Below are 17,431 nucleotides of genomic sequence, written 5' to 3' on the forward strand. Positions count from 1 at the left end.
GCTATCGCAAGTGGGCGCGGTAATTTGCTTATCGTCGATGTAAAATCGACTGGCAAATAACCTGCTCGCTAAAGACGCGCAAGTATGAGTATGTAGGAGGCAGGCAAGGGTTGTAGGTGACAAGTTAAGACAATCATATATAGACAGATTGAGTAGCGACTCTACGTTAAAGAAAAAGCAATTATCAGCATTCCAACATTGTTAACCATTATTGAGAAGTATTGAGCTTTGCTTGATAGTTCAACAGTTAATGTCTGGCGACAATAGCGATACGGTACCACCTGACTCCATTCCGAACTCAGAAGTGAAACGTATTAGCGGCGATGGTAGTGTGGGGTTTCCCCATGTGAGAGTAGCACATCGCCAGACTCCCATTACACAAAAAAGCCTCAGCATACGCTGGGGCTTTTTTGTTTTAGACCCCGCAGAGAGCAAAGGTATTATTCACCTAGTTCACTGAGCGCTGATGAACGCCTGTTGCAATGTGTGGTGAGCAAATTTCTTACCACAACGACTTACTTTTTTGACCATTAAGCCCTAGGATTTTAGGCCTGAATAAAGTAGTATGCGTGCCTATTTTTGTTTATATCAGGAAGCAAGTAATGGCCGATAACGAGGACTTTAAAGAAGTATTTAACTGGTGGTATTTGTTAGTAATCGTCTTAGCATTGGTCGCGTTTCCTATGCTTCATATATTAGCCGGTTGGTATGTATTCTTCTTCAGCAATTAAGCTGTTCTTTAAATCAAATTAAAAGGCATTATTTTGACCACAGAGTTAATCAAAAAAGCCGTTACTACAATTGTTGACTATCCAAAGCCTGGCATTCTGTTTAGAGACGTAACCAGCGTTCTGCAACAGCCAGAGGCCTTTCAGGCCTGTATTGATATGCTGAAAAGTAACTATGATGGCCACACATTTGACAAAATAGTAGGCACAGAGGCGCGCGGTTTCTTGTTCGGAGCACCGCTTGCTCTTGCCCTTGGTATCGGTTTTGTTCCTGTAAGAAAGCCTAGAAAGTTACCACGGGAGACGATTTCCGAGTCTTATGAATTGGAATATGGCACGGATGTGCTAGAGATTCATAAAGACGCAATAAGTCCGGGCGACAACGTCCTAATGATTGATGATTTGCTGGCTACCGGCGGCACGATGGTGGCAACGGCCAATCTTATTAGACGCCTAGGAGGAAAAGCTGATCATGCAGGGTTTGTGATATCCTTACCTGACATTGGTGGGGATGCTAAGTTGCGTGCAGCGAACATTACTCCTTACTGCATTTGTGAGTTTGAAGGCGATTAAAATCTTATGAGTTATCAAGTATTAGCGCGAAAATGGCGTCCTCAGACATTTTCTGAACTGGTTGGACAGCAGCATGTAGTTGATGCTATCACCAACGCACTGGATAACGATAAACTACACCATGCCTACTTGTTCACAGGCACGCGCGGCGTCGGTAAGACAACGATTGCCCGTATTTTCTCGAAGTCACTTAACTGCGAAGAAGGGCAAAGTGCGAACCCTTGTGGTAAATGCGCAACGTGCATGGACATAAGTGAAGGGCGTTTTGTAGACCTACTGGAGATTGATGCTGCATCTCGGACAAAAGTGGAAGATACACGCGAACTCCTAGACAACGTCCAATACAAACCCACACGCGGTAAGTACAAAGTTTATTTAATAGACGAAGTACACATGCTGTCTAAGCATAGTTTTAATGCTTTGCTAAAAACGCTCGAAGAGCCGCCCCCCCACGTTAAGTTTCTGCTGGCCACAACAGATCCACAAAAACTGCCAGTAACCATTTTGTCACGATGCCTGCAGTTTAGCCTTAAGTCCTTAAGTCGAGAGCAAATTCAGTCCCAGTTGGCTTATATATTGACTGAAGATTCTTTACCGTATGAGGCTCCGGCTTTATCTCAAATTGCTCGAGCTGCCAGTGGTAGTATGCGAGATGCGCTTAGCCTGACCGACCAAGCAATCGCACAAGGGAATAATCGCGTCACGTTAAACACGGTTATCAGTATGCTAGGCTTACTTGATAAGAATCAAATTCTACGTTTGGCAAAGTGTATTTGTGAACGCGATGCACACGGAGCAATGGAGCAGTTGGAAGAAATCTGCGCGGACTCACCAGACTACTCGCAGGTGTTATCGCAGCTATTGGCGCTTTTGCATCAAGTTGCTCTTACACAAATTGTTCCAGATATCTGTAAACTTGATACAAACGTGGCTAAACCGATATATACCTTATCAAAAGCAGTTGGGGCAGAACATATTCAGTTGCTGTATCAAATTGGATTGAATGGGAAGCGAGACTTGCCCTTCGCGCCTGATGCCTTTACTGGTCTGCAGATGACTATCATGCGCATGCTGGCATTTACTCCTGCACAAAATATACCCCTTGAGATAAGTGAGCTCCCCAGTCCAAGCGAACAAGCTCCGCTCGAAAGTAAAATCCAATCGAGTACGGCCGAGTTAGCTGTTGATGATTCTTTGGTGTCGGGTAGTGCGGTGGAAGCGCAAGCTGAAACGCATGACTCGCGTCTAAAAGACGAGTTAACGGAGGTCGACGCGGTGGCCTCGCCTGATTTGCCTGTCGATTCAGGTCAATCTGAAGATATTGACGCACAAAAATCGCTAGAGGCTACCAAGCAAACTGCAGACTCAGGCAGTCATAAGAATATCACCGGCGAAAATGACGAGCCAGCTGCGCTTACGCATTCAATGGAAGACGAAGAAACTGCTAAGCTTGCTTCACTGCAAGCATATGAGCCACATGATACTGCAGGGGCTGATGTGTCGGATTCGTTCGCAGGCGTTGATGACTTAAATTACCAGGCTCCTAATTACCAGACTCCTATAGATAATGATACGCAAACTGATGCTGCGCGTGATACATCAAAATCAGCTGCAGAGACCTCCAATTTGCAAGATTTGTTTGATTTAGAAAGTGATCTTGATTCTTACGAACAGCAAGCACTAGAGGAAGAGAAAGGAAAAAAGTCTGAGCCTGGCCTAGCGCAAAAGGCTGAAAATGAGGCTGATGCGCTGACAGCTAATCTATCTGAGCCAATCGCTCCACAAACGCCTGAATCAAAACCTATCGCAACAGCATCTGCCAATGAGCAAGATGGTGCAGACGTTGCCGTATCACCCCCATGGAACGAATCATTACAACCTTCTTCTGAGCCTGTCTCACATAATGATAGCTCGCATCAAGACGACGAAGGCATCAACTCAGATGGGGACGTAGCAAATCGAACAAGTACTAATGATTTTGTAAATACACCTCAGCCCGATACAGTTTCAGCGGTAGACGAACCCGTTGATGCGCCCGAGGTATCAACACAAAACCAAGACGTAGATTCTGCTCGCGATGAGAAAAGTGTTAACACTAGCTCACCCGAGGCTCTTAGTAATAGTGACCCGAAAAGTGCGATACAGCCATATTTACCAAACGGTGAAAAGCTCGTTCTGGCGTCACAGATTGATAAGTGGAGCCACTTTGTGGACAGTATCGGTGTACGGGGCTTAGCGAGACAATTACTCATCCATGGCAGGTCTCCAGGCATTAAAGATCAATGTTTATTGCTTGAAATTAATCAGTCTCACCACCACTTAAACGAAGAGAGTAGTATATCTACCATTAAGCAGGCACTGGCAGAGAAATTTAACCGCGAAATTGACGTAAAAGTCGAATATGCGGATGTGAGTGATAGTCCCTATGAAATACAGCAGCAGATTGACGCTATGCGTTTGTCTTATGCGCAACAAACCATTGCGACCGATAGCGCGTTTCAGGAACTAATGAAAGCTTTTGACGCACAAGTGATACCAGAATCTATTGAATCTCGTTAAGTGCGAAGCGCGCAGGTGCAATACTTATAATTATTAGTCGGTTGAAAGAGGTTGATATGTTTAAAGGTGGAATGGGCAACATGATGAAGCAAGCCCAACAAATGCAAGAAAATATGAAGCGCGCTCAAGACGAACTCGCGCAAATGGAAGTTTGTGGTGAATCGGGCGCAGGTATGGTTAAAGTTGTGATGACATGCAACCACAACGTTCGACGCGTTGAAGTTGACCCTTCTCTAATGGCAGATGACAAAGATATGCTTGAAGACTTAGTTGCCGCAGCGATGAATGATGCGGTGCGCCGCGTACAAGATGCTACTCAAGAGAAAATGTCGTCAGTTACCGGTGGTATGAATCTTCCGCCAGGCTTCAAGATGCCGTTCTAGCATTACCTAACCCCTTTATAGGAATATATTCAGTATATGTCGTTTAGCCCTCTGATCAGTGAGCTCGTTGCCGCGTTAAAATGTTTACCAGGTGTGGGCGCAAAAAGCGCTCAAAGAATGGCGTTTACGCTTTTGGAGCGTAATCGTGATGGTGCAATGCGATTGAGTGAGGCGCTCCACGACGCTATGGAGCATGTTAGCAATTGTGAGCAATGTCGAACATTTACTGAGTCAAAAGTATGCGGTATCTGCGCGAACCCTTCGCGCAGTGAAAGCGCACAAATCTGTATCGTTGAGTCGCCGCAAGATATATTAGCAATTGAACAAACCTCCCAGTTCAAAGGCAAGTATTTTGTGTTGATGGGGCATTTGTCTCCCATTGACGGCATTGGTCCAAGCGAGATTGGTCTAGATATTTTACAAACGCGCTTGGCCGAAGAATCTATAGAAGAAGTTATTTTGGCGACCAATCCAACGGTAGAAGGCGAAGCAACCGCACACTACATTGGCCAAATGTGTAAAAGCCACAATATACCCGCCACTCGTATTGCCCATGGCGTACCGGTAGGCGGTGAGCTTGAGTACATCGATGGTAACACCCTCACTCATGCGTTTAGCGGGCGTCGCGAATTTTAATCGCATTTTTCTGCATCCTCAGCATTGAAAAATACCACTACGTCCATACATCTAGGGCGTAGATAAACTAATCGTAGTAACCCATCCAAAAAGGAGAACCTTGGCAATGGCTGAGACTGTCCAACACGAAAAACATGGTTTTCAAACTGAAGTAAAGCAATTGCTTCAATTGATGATCCATTCTCTTTATTCTAATAAAGAAATTTTCTTGCGCGAGCTGGTATCAAACGCGGCTGATGCAGCAGATAAACTTAGATTTAAAGCACTCTCTGACAATAAGTTATATGAGGGTGACGGCGAGCTAAACGTAAAAATTAGTGTGGATGCAGAGGCGGGTACGCTTACTATCAAAGATAACGGCATTGGTATGACCAAAGAGGACGTTATCGCTAATTTAGGCACCATCGCAAAATCGGGCACCAAAGACTTTTTCAGCAACTTATCGGGCGACCAAGCTAAGGATTCTCAGTTAATTGGTCAATTTGGTGTAGGTTTCTATTCAGCGTTTATAGTGGCTGACAAAGTTACAGTTAACACTCGAGCAGCAGGAACTCAGGCGAGTGAGGGTGTACAGTGGGTATCAGAAGGTGAAGGTGAATTTGCCGTTGGCGATATCGAAAAAGCGGAACGCGGTACAGAAATCATCCTTCATTTAAAAGAAGATGAAAAAGAGTTTCTGGATACATGGCGTTTGCGTTCCATTATTACTAAGTACTCAGACCATATTAGTATTCCTGTGCAGCTTTGGAAAGATGAGGTGGCTGAGCGTGACGGTCCAGACGGTGAAAAAATTCCTGCTGAACCCGGTCAATGGGAGTCAGTAAATAAGGCTACCGCCTTGTGGACTCGTGATAAATCAGAAGTGTCGGACGATGAGTATAAAGAGTTTTATAAGCACGTTTCTCACGATTTTGCCGACCCATTAACGTGGTCACACAACAAGGTTGAGGGTAAAACTGAATACACCTCACTGCTCTATATTCCGGCAAAAGCGCCCTTTGATATGTGGAACAGAGACCAGAAAAATGGCCTCAAGTTATATGTACAGCGCGTGTTCATTATGGATGACGCTGAGCAGTTTATGCCTACCTATTTGCGCTTTGTAAAGGGATTGCTAGATTCTAACGATTTGCCACTCAACGTGTCGCGCGAAATTTTGCAAGATAACAAAATTACGCAGAGTATCCGCCAAGGTTGTACTAAGCGCGTACTAAGTATGTTAGAAAAAATGGCTAAAAACGATGCTGATACTTACAAGTCGTTTTATGCAGAATTCGGTAACGTCTTAAAAGAAGGGCCGGCAGAAGATTTTGCTAATAAAGATAAGATTGCTGGCTTGCTACGTTTTGCGTCGACGCACAACGATGGCAATGAGCAAACGGTATCGTTAGCCGATTATATTTCACGCATGAAAGACGGTCAGGAAAAAATTTATTACGTCACCGCAGATTCTTATCAAGCTGCCCGTACAAGCCCTCATTTGGAAATATTCCGCAAGAAGGGCATAGAAGTTTTACTGATGGGTGAGCGAATTGACGAGTGGCTAATGTCTCATCTGACCGAGTTTGAAGAAAAGTCGTTTGAGTCTGCAGCCAGCGCTAAAGTCGATTTGAGCGACTTAGATGACGAAGAAACTAAACAAGCTAAAGAGAAGGCTGAAAAAGAAATTGAAGGCGTTCTGGAGCGTGCTAAAGCGGCACTCGGTGACAAGGTAGAAGAAGTGAAGTTTACTCATCGCTTAACCGATTCCCCCGCCTGTATTGTTGCATCTGAAAATGGCATGACAACACAGATGGCAAAATTAATGCAAGCTGCGGGTCAAGAAGTACCAGAGCCAAGCTATCATTTTGAGCTTAACCCAGAACATGAGTTAGTGAAATTGGTGGCTGATGTTCAAGATGAAGCGTTATTTAAGCAATGGACAGAAGTACTGTTCGACCAAGCCAAGCTTAGTGAGCAAGGTAGTTTAAAAGAGCCAGCAGCATTTGTTACAAATTTAAATAGTTTGCTGTCGTCGCTAACTAAGTAAAGCTTATTAAACAAATTACAGTGATGTAGGCGTGCGCCTAATATTATTGATGTAAAGGCCAAGAATAGCTTGGCCTTTTTTATTGCCTGTACATAAAAAAATTCATCATTAGGCTAAAGTCTGACCAATATTGCGGTTTTTAGCTTGTGATGCGCATACCTACGTTGTAAAGTTTCAGCGGTTTTTGAATTTATATATTGGAGGACGCTTAATGCGTATAATTCTTCTTGGCGCTCCCGGAGCAGGGAAGGGAACTCAAGCCCAATTTTTGATGAACAAATTTGGCATTCCTCAAATCTCCACTGGTGATATGTTGCGCAGCGCAATTAAAGCCGGCACCGAAATGGGAATAGCAGCAAAAAAAGTGATGGATGCTGGCCAGTTAGTGTCCGACGACATTATTATTGGTTTAGTAAAAGAACGGATCTCCCAAGAAGACTGCGCTAATGGCTTTTTGTTAGATGGTTTTCCGCGCACCATTCCCCAAGCTGACGCGATGAAAGAGGCCAACATACACGTAGACTATTGCATTGAGTTTGATGTACCAGACGATGTTATTGTAGACCGAATGGGCGGACGACGAGTGCATCCGGCTTCCGGTCGTGTATATCATGTGCAGTATAATCCCCCCAAGGTAGAGGGAAAGGATGATGTGACTGGCGAAGAGTTGATTATTCGTGACGACGATAAAGAAGAGACGGTTAGAAGTCGTTTGTCGGTATATCACGAGCAAACTAAGCCGCTTGTGCATTACTATGAGCAAACAGCAGCATCTGGTGACTGTGAGTACTTTAAAATTGATGGAACTAAAGCGGTCGAAAAGGTGAGTGCGGAACTAGAGGCGCTACTCAGTAAATAGGTGCTTTGTTGCCAGAATTTCTATAGAAAAGCCCTTCACTTGAAGGGCTTTGTTTTTTTTGTACATCTGAATAGTTAACATCATCTGAGTGGTTAAGAACATCCCAGTCGTTAAGCTCGTCCGAGCTCACACAAGCTAGCCCCCATTTTTACATCGCACTAACGCTTCAAGATAGTAATAATCTGCATAATTAATGGCAGCTGATAATTCATAACCCCCAGGATAATTGCCTGTAGCCTGCTTTAATAAAAAATGTGCGTTTTCACCCTGAACTGCCAGATATTCAGGGGTAGATAAGCTTTTAAGCATGTTTATAGCAGCAAGGCGGTATCGCGCAGCATCTGCTTCGTTGACGTAGCTTGCTAACTCTAATAATGCGCTTGCCATGAGGGCGGCAGTAGAGGAGTCGCGATAGTTTTCTACAGTTTCATCATCGATTGCATCAAAGTCGAAATACGGCACTAAGTCGTCTGGCATGTTTGGGTGATTGAGATAAAACTCAGTTATGTTTTGTGCAAGTGTCAAAAACCTTTGGTCTTGTGTGTAGCGATACATCATGGTGTATCCGTATGCTCCCCAACCCTGACCTCTCGCCCAATCAGAATCATCCGCTATACCCTGATAGGTTTGCTTGTGAATAGCATCGCCCGTTTCAGTACTATAGTCGACTAAGTGATAGGAGCTATAGTCTGGGCGGAAATGATTGTTCATGGTAACGGTAGCGTGGCTTATGGCAGCTTCTTTAAATACTGCATCACCCGACAACTTTGTAGCCTCAAACAGAAGTTCGAGGTTCATCATATTATCGATGATCACGGGAAACTCCCAGTCTCCAAAGTCCCAAGAACGAGTCGCACCAACAGTTGGGTTATAGCGTGTCATTAAGCTATTAGCAGTTTGTATGATAATTGGCACATAGTCCGTTTTATCGGTCAGTCGAAGGGCGTTTCCGTAGCTGTTGTACATCATAAAGCCGAGGTCATGGGTACCCTCATTAAACTGTTGCTGCTCAAGCGCATGGGTCCATTCTTGAGCACTTGCTAGCCAGCTTTCGTCTTGAGTATGTTCGTACATGTACCAAAAAGAACCGGCAACAAAGCCACTTGTCCAATCGTCTGGTGTTGCATAGCGCACAGTGGTGCTGTATGAGCGCGGTATATTGCTAGGGTCGGTATAGTGTTTTCTGAAGCCGTCTAATTGATTTTCAGCTTTGTCGAGCAAGGCTGAGCAAAAAGCAATATTTGTGTCACCAATGCCCTGACTTAAATCCGCCGTTTCAGCAATGGGTTCTTGCAAAACAGCAGCAGACCCTGATGTGCTCGCGGAAGTCGAGTCCTTTTGAGGGGCCTCTGAGGTGCATGCAAACACAAAGACGGCAGAAAAAAGGCATGTCGCAAAAGGTTTTAATTGCATATTGGTAATCCTTATCAGAATAGTTGCTCAGTTTATCTCTAAAGCGCTTGCAATGGTTAGTGATTGCCCCTTGCAACGAGCCGCGCATCACGTATTACAATTAAGACTACTTTAGTGCTCGATTGCAATTAAGTTACTTCACTATTGCGTTTGATAATTTAACACGGCCGTTAGAGTCATCCCACGACTGAGTTTGCAGGCAATCAGTCAGATGTTATACGCAGAAACAAAAAAACTAAAAACGATAAAGCTTTTTGCAGTAGACTGAAAACTCAAACACGTACTGGAGCTGTCCGTTTTATGGTCACATACTATAAGTTCATACGAAGCACGCGACGGTTTGCACTGATTTTTTTGATGAATGCAGTGTTGCTAGCGGGAATCTGCTGGGCGATTATTACCTATATTCTTACCGGCCCCACCCATGAAGACTCGCGCGATATTGTTTTGGCTGCGGTGCTGCTAGCAGAGCTGATTATTCTAGGTATTGCGCTATACTTTTTTATTCGCAACAAAGAGGTGCAAATTTGGGTAAGTCCAAGTGAATTTCACTACAGCGATCCGGTGTTTGGTGATTATGGATTTACGGCTTCAGTTAATGATATTACTGCACTTCGTCAAATTCGAAGTGCGACTAATCAGTATGCCGAACATATTGTTGAGTTTAAGACTGGTGAGTCGAAGCGAATAATGTATCAAAACTATTCAATTGATAGGCAAAAGCTATTTGATGCGCTGCAAAAAGCGAACCCGTCGATAATCGTACCGGATGGACCCTGGGAATATGAAATCACTCGGCCGCAGTGGGCTCATAAAGTGCGCGAAAAGTTAAATATAGACGATTAAACAGAGGTTTTTTAAGATGATGCGCAAATCCCTTAGCTTCTTTGCACTATTGTGCAGTATCGCAATATTTTCTGATGCCACCTATGGCACTGAGGATAAAATGCCTGAAGTGCTTAACTTTTATCCGGCTTGTGACTACGAAATTGTCGACACGGTCACCTATCAGCGCCGACTTGCTCCCCGTGTTAGTAGTGTGAGCAATTCAGATATAGAAAAAGCGAAAAATCGTATCATTTCACGCATGAAAAATACCGCAATTGATAAGGGGGCCGACGCGGTGATCTTAATCGATAGCGATTTGGCTATTATCAATACAAGCAATGCAAGCCCGATTGGTTCACTTCTTGACCCAAATCCTCAGGGTAAGGGCGTCATAGGGGCGAGCCATCACACGCTAGCATATACCGCAGAGCTGATTAAACTATGCGGTTCAATCAGTAACTTATCAAATAACGCAACGCCATATAATGCAAAGGGTAAAGAACAAAAAGCGATATCATTAGGCACTGTAGGGGGTTGGCAGAAAACGATAGAACTTGATATGGCAAGTGCACAAGGCCAGCGCACAATCACCGATATAGGTAATTATTCCGTTGATATTGACGACGGCGTTTTTGGTCTTGAGTTGAATATGTCTTTGGCCGAGGTACAAAAAATATTGGGTACACCCACCTTTAGGTTAAAGGCTGACGATGAACACTTGATATTGGCTTACGGCAGGGGGTTGTGGCTAGTGTTAAAACACGATGAATTAGCATCAATTAGTTCAAAGCAAACGTGGTTGTCTTCCGAATTTATTAACTTACTCGCCTTTGATGAACGTATCGACGATCAAGCTTGGACTGCACAAGCTCAGTATCGGCAAAACCAGCCCATTTCAGCGAGCGATAATCACAAGAATCTAGCAGCGGGAATAATAGTGCACCAAAGTGGCGATGCGCAATTGTTAATAGATGTTGAAAGCTTTATAACCGGCAATACTCAAAACCATCAGCTTAAGGCAATCCATTACGCGCTTGAAAAAACAAATTACAAGCGTCCAAGCATCAGCTTTAAACCGAGCAACCCAAAGTTGCTGTCATACATCAATGCCTATCTTCAGCAAGAGCGCAACACTATGGATGTCTCATCGTTGAATATCGTACCTAGAGCCTCTGCATGGTTGTCGAATAGAAAAACCTTAAACTGGTACAGCGGCAATTTATTGATTGAAAATTTAGGCGCTAGCATCAATAAAGTTATTCTGCTAGAAAATCCCAGTAGCGATTCAGATTATGGTGTGCCTTGGGTGATAAACGGATTGCGTCAATTTATGACCATAGATGAAGCAACGCAGCAGCTCGGAGACGATATGTTTCAGCTTAACGATAAGATTGAAGTGACCCAAAGCCACTTTGTGCAAGAGCTGCTCTTTTATGAACTAAATGAGAATAACAAACATAAATCAGCTAAGGGCAGTAGCCCTCAGCTGATTAGTTCACAGATAGTCATTTACCAGTAAGCCACAGCGTGGCTTCCATAGGAGCCTTGTTACAGCAGCCATTTGTCGTCGATATCAATAAACTCATCGGCTGAGTTTATCAGTGCATTTGCGCTCAAATCTAACACACCGTATACCGTACTAGCGCAGTTGTACTTACTTCTAATTTTATTCAACAGGGGAGCAAAATCACCGTCGCCAGAGAGTAGAACGGCTCTGTCAAGCGTGTGAGCATATTCCATGATGTCTATGGTAATCCCAACGTCCCAATCGCCTTTTGCCGAGCCGTCAGCACGCTGAATAAATGGCTTAAGCTTCACGTCAAAACCAATGTGTTTTAAGGCGCTTTGGAATTTTTGCTGCTGAGCGTCGCCCTTATCTATTGCGTAAGCATACGCTACGATAAGGTTGTTTTTATTAGCGATATCTGCATAAAAATGTCTGTAATTAAACGGGCGCTTAAAGGTATCTCGCGTGGTGTAATAGATGTTCTGGACATCTACAAAAATGCCAACTTTTTCCACTAAGCTTGCTGCGCTTGTTTGGTTAAAAACATATCAGATGCTTTTTCGGCAATCATAATCGTTGGTGCGTTTGTGTTGCCGCCGATAAGCCTCGGCATAACGGATGCATCTACCACGCTTAGTCCATCGATACCAATGACTTCAAGCTCACTATTGACGACCGCAAAGTTATCGTCTTCCGTTCCCATTTTACACGTGCCCGCCGGATGGTAGACTGTTTCTGCATGTTGGCGGATGAACGCTTCAATATCGTCGTCTGTTTTTACGTTGTCGCCAGGCAGCATTTCGTAGCTTTGATTTTGCAATGGCTGTGCATTTGCTACCTTTCGAGCCCATTTAAAGCCCGCTACCATTGGCGCCATATCCTCAGGCTCAGCTAAATAATTGCCATAAATATCTACTTCGAGTTCGCCTTCTGCGTTTCGTTTAAGCTTTACTTCGCCGCGACTTTTAGGATACAGATTGCAAAAATGAATGGTAAACCCATGTCCCCATGGCTTCGTCCTGCCATGGTCTATAAGTAAGGCTGGAAGAAAATGAATTTGTATATCGGGCAGCTTTTTGTCAGGACTGGATTTAAAAAATGCGCCGGCCTCTGCGATATTTGAGCTCAACATACCTGAGCGCGAGCGCCAGTATTTGATAGGCTCTAACGCGTTTTTAATGATGCCGCTTATAGACAAACCATACGATGTTGAACGGTTTTGTTTATACACAATTGTTGCGTCTAAGTGATCGTGAAGGTTTTTACCCACACCGCTTAATTCATGAATTTGTTCAATGTTTACTGCATCTAGAGTGTCTTTAGGACCGATGCCTGACGCTAGCAACAGTGCGGGAGAATGAACCGCTCCGGCGCATACAAAGACGCGCGTGTTGGCCATGAGGGTAAGTTGCTTACCTTTTACCGTGGCAAGCACACCTGTCACTTGTTTGTTATCTAGCAAGAGTCTTTGTGCGGTTGCCTCTGTCATTATCGTTAGGTTGTCTCGTGCTTTAACCTTTGGGCTGAGGTAAGCCTTTGCGGTGCTGCTGCGCGCACCATCTCGATGAGTTACTTGGTAAAAGCCCACACCTTCCTGCGAAATGCCATTAAAATCCGGGTTTTCAGCTGTGCCAATGCGCTTTGCTGCCTCTATAAACTCTCGCGACAAAGGATTAATGTGCTTTAAATCGCTAACGTCTTGCGGCCCGCCGCAACCATGCAAACGAGAAATCCCGCGGGTGTTATTTTCACTCTTGCGAAAATAGGGCAACACATCATCCCACGCCCACCCCTCGGCACCTATAGACGCCCACTCATCGTAATTGTTTTTATTGCCTCTGATGTAGCACATCGCGTTGATAGAGCTTGAACCACCTAGCGTTTTACCGCGAGGCCAGAATAAAGAACGGTTATTTAAATGCGGCTCTTTGGCAGTATCGAGTTGCCAGTTGATTGATTTAAGCTCGCTCATTAGCGCGAGGCCAAAAGGAATATGTATAGCAGGGTGTTTATCGGCTGGCCCTGCTTCCAATAGGCATACGCTCGTGTTTGGGTTCTCAGAGAGTCGATTGGCGAGTACGCAACCAGCGCTCCCGCCGCCGATAATAATGACATCATAGCTTGTCATTTACTGCTTCCTTTGGGTGCGTGAAATAGGGTTTTTAACCGTGTCGTTTGAAAGCTTTTTTGTAAGATTTCAATGATTAGCTGTGTTTTCTCTTGGCTTTTTGTGCTCAAAGAATACGAGCTTAGTATAATACGGCGGCATTACACAAGCATCATAAATTTGTGTCAAATAAACGCTGTTTCTGTCATACAAACATCTAACGTCGAACCTATGCCTAACGCCATTCAAGCTCTATGACTAACTTGTCATCATGGGTGTCGGTTCCGCACATTTCATCGTAGGGGGTGTTTTGACGCAACCATACTTTGTCAAAGTTACGACCCGACAACTGTTCGCGAATCTCTGCAATAGATTGAAACTGCATACTGTCTCTATATTCGTCTCGCAGATACTCTGTGGCTTGCTTATCGCCAACGCCTGCGACATAGGTGCCGCCCTCTATCGATTCTATAAACAGATTCATTGTGCATTTCCTCATTCCGAGTGCAGTTTGATTACAATTTGAACGAAGCCCTACATAAAAGGATCAAAGATACGCGCGTTTACCACCATTTGTTGCGGCACACGATAAGTCCAGCTTGTTCTAAGTTGCTCTTGAGTAACTCGCGGTCTTCCATGTTTAAAAATGTGCCAATTTCTAAGCGTGTTTTCTTTTGGGTCAAAGATATGCGCGGCAAGTGCCATCCTTCGTCTGCTTCCCAATAATATACATACAAATCATCGCGAGAAAATTCATGGCGCTTCTCTACTACCTTGCGTCCCCATTCGATGCTCACGCTGTCTTTATTGATGTTTATAACCTGTTTGCTATAGGTAAACTGAGACACTTTGTACATAAGTAGCGCGAACAAGCCAACCTCTAAGCCGGCAAATGGCAATACGACCCATGCACCCATAAAAGTCCATGCGAGCGCGATGATCATTACAACCGCTACCATCACGAAAATAACAATTTTGGTGTGTTGCCAAGTGGCCGAACGATTCGGCGACAGCGTAATAACGGTGCGGTCAGATTGTGTTTCAGTTACTACCATTGCACGAAACCTTATGTATAATCGCGTAGCGTTTTATTGAGACATTCGTTTTTCAAATCAGGAGTTGTATTGTTAACCCGTATCGGTCGTTTTTTCAACGAGCACAAATTTAAACTACTGCTATTAGCGTGTTGGATTGTATTGTTAAGTGTCCAGCCTAATTTATATGACTTGCTTGATGAGTACGTGAGTTTTGTATTTTTGGGTGTGTTGGGCGCTATTTTTGCAAACTCAACCGGTGCTGGAGGCGGGGTGGTGTTCGTGCCTTTTTTCAACCAGCTCGCTTTGTCGAGCCAAACGATTGTTGCTACCAGCTTTGCTATTCAGTGCTGTGGAATGACCGCAGGCGCTTTAACATGGTACCGCCATTACCGCGCTTCGCATAAACTCGACCCCCAATGGTCTATGATGCCAAAAGGCTTGAGCTACACCGTGCCGTTCTCTATTGCGGGCATTTTATTCGCGCAATTCGCATTTGGGCATTACACAGATGCTGTTCAAAACTCCCTCCATCTTTATTTTGGTTTGTTTTCCATCGCACTGGCTGTATGCATTTATGGCTCAATTCCACTGATGAAGCGCAATACCTTTCTAACTGCATTGCTCCCAATCGATATCGTCGCCTTGTGTATGATTGCTTTAGGTGGCGGTGTTATCACGGCGTGGCTGTCGGTGGGAGTGGGTGAGCTTGTTGCTGTATATTTGATTTTACGAGGCTTCAATATTACGTTTGCGATTGCATTAGCGGTTATACTTAGCGCTATGAGTGTGTGGGCGGCTATTGTCTATCATTTGTTCATATCACAAGCCATTTACTGGCAAATTGTATTGTTTGCAGGAGCGGGTGCGGTGATAGGCGGAATGATTGCTAAACATGTGGTGTTATTTTTTTCGCCCAAGCGCCTAAAAATCTTTTTTGCTACTTGGGTGATGGTCATGGGATTGGCTGGTTTGCCTATTTTTCCGTAAAGTGATGTCATCTGACTCTGAGTCGATGTTATGCAGTGCACTAGCGGTGCGCGTTCTTTTAGAGCAATTTTAAGGCAATATTTTAAGGAGAAAGCATGCGCCTGTCAGTGGTTTATGGTTTTGATGATGCGCCGTCGGCGAATCGATTTTTAAACGATGTTAATTCTAATGCATCGCTAGACATGGCGCGAGCCAAGCTATTTGACCGAGACAAAGTGCGCATAAGCTACAGCTTGGAAAAAGGCACCTATGATAATACCCTGTCTATTTTAGACGATCTGTCTGCTAGTTATAATGGCAAAGAGATACAGTCGTAGCGCGTTGAGTTGCCTAATCGGTCTGCGTTAATCAAACACTCCATGTAAGGTTTAAAAGGACATATCATGCGGTTTCCTGTTACCAATTACGTTAAAATTAAAAGTCCTGACTGGTCAAAAGACGCCACCATTTATCAGGTCAATACCCGCCAATTTAGTGAGCAAGGCACTTTTCGTGAGGTCACCAAAGCCTTACCGCGCATCAAAGCGCTTGGTAGCGATATTATTTGGCTAATGCCCATTCATGAAATTGGGCATAAAAATCGAAAAGGCTCCTTAGGCAGTCCTTATGCGGTGAAAGACTTTTATTCCGTTAATAGCGAGTTTGGTAGTGAGCAAGATTTAAAAATGCTAATAGACACTGCTCATGCCATTGGTTTAAAAGTAATTTTGGATTGGGTCCCAAACCACACAGCTTGGGACAATAACTTGGTAGAGAATCATCCCGATTGGTATGCCCGTGACTACAAAGGTGATTTTAGGCCATCACCATGGTGGGATTGGGACGATATTATTGAGTTAGACTACAACAATTCTGACCTCAGAGCCTATATGATTGATGCGCTTTGCTATTGGGTGAAGACCTTTGACATTGACGGCTATCGCTGTGACGTTGCAGGGTATGTCCCCAACGATTTTTGGCAGCAGGTGCGTCAAAGTTTAGATGAGATTAAGCCGGTATTTATGCTTGCTGAATGGGAAGATAGAGACATGCATGAGCATGGTTTTGACATGACCTATGCATGGAGCTGGAACGAGGTGATGTTTGGTATAGCCACGGGAGATTTACCTCTCGATAAACTCAGAAAATACTACTCTTGGAATGAACGTGCATGGCCGCAAGAGGCCTATCGTATGACCTTTGTGAGTAACCACGATGAAAATGCATGGGAAGGCACGCCCGACGAAAAGTTTGGGCCCATGTTACCAGCGGCCATTGTGCTCTCGGTAATAGGTGAAGGGATGCCGCTTATTCACAATGGGCAAGAGGCGGGTGAGACCAAGCGTTTAGCGTTTTTTGAGCGAGACCCAATTGAGTGGCAACCGCATTTTATGCATGACTTTTATAAAACCTTATTGCGTTTGCGTAAGTCACATACAGCTCTATGGAACGGTAAACACGGTGCTAGAATGCATCAAGTACCTAATACCCAAATGAATAAAGTACTTAGTTTTGTGCGTGAAGATAATCAAAGTAAGTGGTTCTGTGTGTTTAATTTTTCAGCCGATACGCTTGAAGTGAGTTTTGCCGAGCAATACTATGTTGATGCATACGACGCACAATTGCATGCGAAAGGGCATCAATATACGCAACAACACTTTGACCTAGCGCTTGGTCAAAGCATTGAACTAGGCGCTTGGGAATATCGCATATTTGTCAAACACTACGACGAAGAGGAATGATAATGGGTGCGCAAGACCTTGGTTGCAATGTTACTCAGTCTGCAAAGAGAAGGAAGGTTTGAAC

At 44.3% G+C, this 17,431-nt stretch carries 17 protein-coding genes and 1 rRNA gene; 13 read left to right on the forward strand and 5 right to left on the reverse strand.

Annotation, left to right across the window (positions count from 1 at the left end):
* Positions 1-253 precede the first annotated feature (253 nt).
* The 8 genes from rrf (at position 254) to adk (ending at position 7,767) form a co-directional block, all read left to right on the forward strand.
* Positions 254-369: ribosomal RNA gene (rrf, locus tag ACFO4O_RS16420) — 5S ribosomal RNA — on the forward strand.
* A 233-nt stretch (positions 370-602) separates the two neighbouring features.
* Entirely contained in the window at positions 603-731 is a 129-nt protein-coding gene (locus ACFO4O_RS16425) for a hypothetical protein (protein WP_382410501.1), read from the forward strand.
* Positions 732-764: 33 nt separating this feature from the next.
* A complete protein-coding gene (gene apt / locus ACFO4O_RS16430) occupies positions 765-1,301 on the forward strand; it encodes an adenine phosphoribosyltransferase (RefSeq protein WP_382410502.1) in 537 nt (178 codons plus the stop codon).
* 6 nt (positions 1,302-1,307) lie between these two features.
* On the forward strand, positions 1,308-3,860 hold the full coding sequence (dnaX, locus tag ACFO4O_RS16435) for a DNA polymerase III subunit gamma/tau (protein WP_382410503.1): 2,553 nt from the start codon (positions 1,308-1,310) through the stop codon (positions 3,858-3,860).
* Positions 3,861-3,916: 56 nt separating this feature from the next.
* A complete protein-coding gene (locus tag ACFO4O_RS16440; protein WP_382410505.1) occupies positions 3,917-4,243 on the forward strand; it encodes a YbaB/EbfC family nucleoid-associated protein in 327 nt (108 codons plus the stop codon).
* A 36-nt stretch (positions 4,244-4,279) separates the two neighbouring features.
* Entirely contained in the window at positions 4,280-4,879 is a 600-nt protein-coding gene (gene recR, locus ACFO4O_RS16445; protein WP_382410507.1) for a recombination mediator RecR, read from the forward strand.
* A gap of 106 nt (positions 4,880-4,985) precedes the next feature.
* Positions 4,986-6,908: a molecular chaperone HtpG gene (htpG, locus tag ACFO4O_RS16450; protein ID WP_382410509.1), complete on the forward strand. Its 1,923-nt coding sequence runs from the start codon at positions 4,986-4,988 to the stop codon at positions 6,906-6,908.
* Between the two features lie 211 nt (positions 6,909-7,119).
* On the forward strand, positions 7,120-7,767 hold the full coding sequence (gene adk / locus ACFO4O_RS16455) for an adenylate kinase (protein ID WP_382410511.1): 648 nt from the start codon (positions 7,120-7,122) through the stop codon (positions 7,765-7,767).
* A 135-nt stretch (positions 7,768-7,902) separates the two neighbouring features.
* Here adk and ACFO4O_RS16460 read toward each other — a convergent pair whose 3' ends face one another.
* Positions 7,903-9,180 carry a glycoside hydrolase family 88 protein gene (locus ACFO4O_RS16460; RefSeq protein WP_382410513.1) on the reverse strand — a complete coding sequence of 426 codons (1,278 nt, stop codon included), beginning with the start codon at positions 9,178-9,180 and terminating at the stop codon, positions 7,903-7,905.
* Between the two features lie 357 nt (positions 9,181-9,537).
* Here ACFO4O_RS16460 and ACFO4O_RS16465 point away from each other — a divergent pair, with 357 nt between their 5' ends.
* Both ACFO4O_RS16465 and ACFO4O_RS16470 read left to right on the forward strand, forming a co-directional pair.
* A complete protein-coding gene (locus ACFO4O_RS16465) occupies positions 9,538-10,026 on the forward strand; it encodes a hypothetical protein (protein WP_382410515.1) in 489 nt (162 codons plus the stop codon).
* Between the two features lie 16 nt (positions 10,027-10,042).
* Entirely contained in the window at positions 10,043-11,527 is a 1,485-nt protein-coding gene (locus ACFO4O_RS16470; RefSeq protein ID WP_382410517.1) for a hypothetical protein, read from the forward strand.
* A 29-nt stretch (positions 11,528-11,556) separates the two neighbouring features.
* Here ACFO4O_RS16470 and ACFO4O_RS16475 read toward each other — a convergent pair whose 3' ends face one another.
* The 4 genes from ACFO4O_RS16475 to ACFO4O_RS16490 all read right to left on the reverse strand — a co-directional run bounded on the left by ACFO4O_RS16475 (position 11,557) and on the right by ACFO4O_RS16490 (position 14,677).
* Positions 11,557-12,030: a LabA-like NYN domain-containing protein gene (locus ACFO4O_RS16475; protein ID WP_382410519.1), complete on the reverse strand. Its 474-nt coding sequence runs from the start codon at positions 12,028-12,030 to the stop codon at positions 11,557-11,559.
* Entirely contained in the window at positions 12,030-13,643 is a 1,614-nt protein-coding gene (locus ACFO4O_RS16480; RefSeq protein ID WP_382410521.1) for a GMC family oxidoreductase, read from the reverse strand. Before ACFO4O_RS16480 ends, ACFO4O_RS16475 begins: the two co-directional genes overlap by 1 nt.
* Positions 13,644-13,857: 214 nt before the next feature.
* Positions 13,858-14,106, reverse strand: coding sequence for a DUF6482 family protein (locus ACFO4O_RS16485; RefSeq protein ID WP_382410523.1), 249 nt, complete (start codon positions 14,104-14,106; stop codon positions 13,858-13,860).
* Between the two features lie 79 nt (positions 14,107-14,185).
* Complete coding sequence (locus ACFO4O_RS16490) at positions 14,186-14,677, reverse strand: DUF2244 domain-containing protein (protein ID WP_382410525.1); 492 nt, start codon at positions 14,675-14,677, stop codon at positions 14,186-14,188.
* Positions 14,678-14,746: 69 nt separating this feature from the next.
* Here ACFO4O_RS16490 and ACFO4O_RS16495 point away from each other — a divergent pair, with 69 nt between their 5' ends.
* The 3 genes from ACFO4O_RS16495 to ACFO4O_RS16505 all read left to right on the forward strand — a co-directional run bounded on the left by ACFO4O_RS16495 (position 14,747) and on the right by ACFO4O_RS16505 (position 17,367).
* Entirely contained in the window at positions 14,747-15,646 is a 900-nt protein-coding gene (locus ACFO4O_RS16495; RefSeq protein ID WP_382410527.1) for a sulfite exporter TauE/SafE family protein, read from the forward strand.
* A 95-nt stretch (positions 15,647-15,741) separates the two neighbouring features.
* Complete coding sequence (locus ACFO4O_RS16500; protein WP_382410528.1) at positions 15,742-15,963, forward strand: hypothetical protein; 222 nt, start codon at positions 15,742-15,744, stop codon at positions 15,961-15,963.
* A gap of 66 nt (positions 15,964-16,029) precedes the next feature.
* Positions 16,030-17,367, forward strand: a complete 1,338-nt coding sequence (locus tag ACFO4O_RS16505) for an alpha-amylase family glycosyl hydrolase (protein ID WP_382410530.1) — start codon at positions 16,030-16,032, stop codon at positions 17,365-17,367.
* The last annotated feature ends 64 nt before the right edge of the window (positions 17,368-17,431 follow it).

Origin of the sequence: Glaciecola siphonariae, assembly GCF_042652645.1 — a bacterium.
In the GTDB taxonomy this organism is placed as follows: Bacteria; Pseudomonadota; Gammaproteobacteria; order Enterobacterales; family Alteromonadaceae; genus Glaciecola; species Glaciecola siphonariae.

Bases quoted from the DNA above. Each gene is read 5' to 3' on its own strand.
- ACFO4O_RS16425 (WP_382410501.1), top strand. From the start codon at position 603: ATGGCCGATAACGAGGACTTTAAAGAAGTATTTAACTGGTGGTATTTG.
- dnaX (WP_382410503.1), top strand. From the start codon at position 1,308: ATGAGTTATCAAGTATTAGCGCGAAAATGGCGTCCTCAGACATTTTCT.
- ACFO4O_RS16440 (WP_382410505.1), top strand. From the start codon at position 3,917: ATGTTTAAAGGTGGAATGGGCAACATGATGAAGCAAGCCCAACAAATG.
- recR (WP_382410507.1), top strand. From the start codon at position 4,280: ATGTCGTTTAGCCCTCTGATCAGTGAGCTCGTTGCCGCGTTAAAATGT.
- htpG (WP_382410509.1), top strand. From the start codon at position 4,986: ATGGCTGAGACTGTCCAACACGAAAAACATGGTTTTCAAACTGAAGTA.
- adk (WP_382410511.1), top strand. From the start codon at position 7,120: ATGCGTATAATTCTTCTTGGCGCTCCCGGAGCAGGGAAGGGAACTCAA.
- ACFO4O_RS16460 (WP_382410513.1), bottom strand. From the start codon at position 9,180: ATGCAATTAAAACCTTTTGCGACATGCCTTTTTTCTGCCGTCTTTGTG.
- ACFO4O_RS16465 (WP_382410515.1), top strand. From the start codon at position 9,538: ATGAATGCAGTGTTGCTAGCGGGAATCTGCTGGGCGATTATTACCTAT.
- ACFO4O_RS16470 (WP_382410517.1), top strand. From the start codon at position 10,043: ATGATGCGCAAATCCCTTAGCTTCTTTGCACTATTGTGCAGTATCGCA.
- ACFO4O_RS16480 (WP_382410521.1), bottom strand. From the start codon at position 13,643: ATGACAAGCTATGATGTCATTATTATCGGCGGCGGGAGCGCTGGTTGC.
- ACFO4O_RS16485 (WP_382410523.1), bottom strand. From the start codon at position 14,106: ATGAATCTGTTTATAGAATCGATAGAGGGCGGCACCTATGTCGCAGGC.
- ACFO4O_RS16490 (WP_382410525.1), bottom strand. From the start codon at position 14,677: ATGGTAGTAACTGAAACACAATCTGACCGCACCGTTATTACGCTGTCG.
- ACFO4O_RS16500 (WP_382410528.1), top strand. From the start codon at position 15,742: ATGCGCCTGTCAGTGGTTTATGGTTTTGATGATGCGCCGTCGGCGAAT.
- ACFO4O_RS16505 (WP_382410530.1), top strand. From the start codon at position 16,030: ATGCGGTTTCCTGTTACCAATTACGTTAAAATTAAAAGTCCTGACTGG.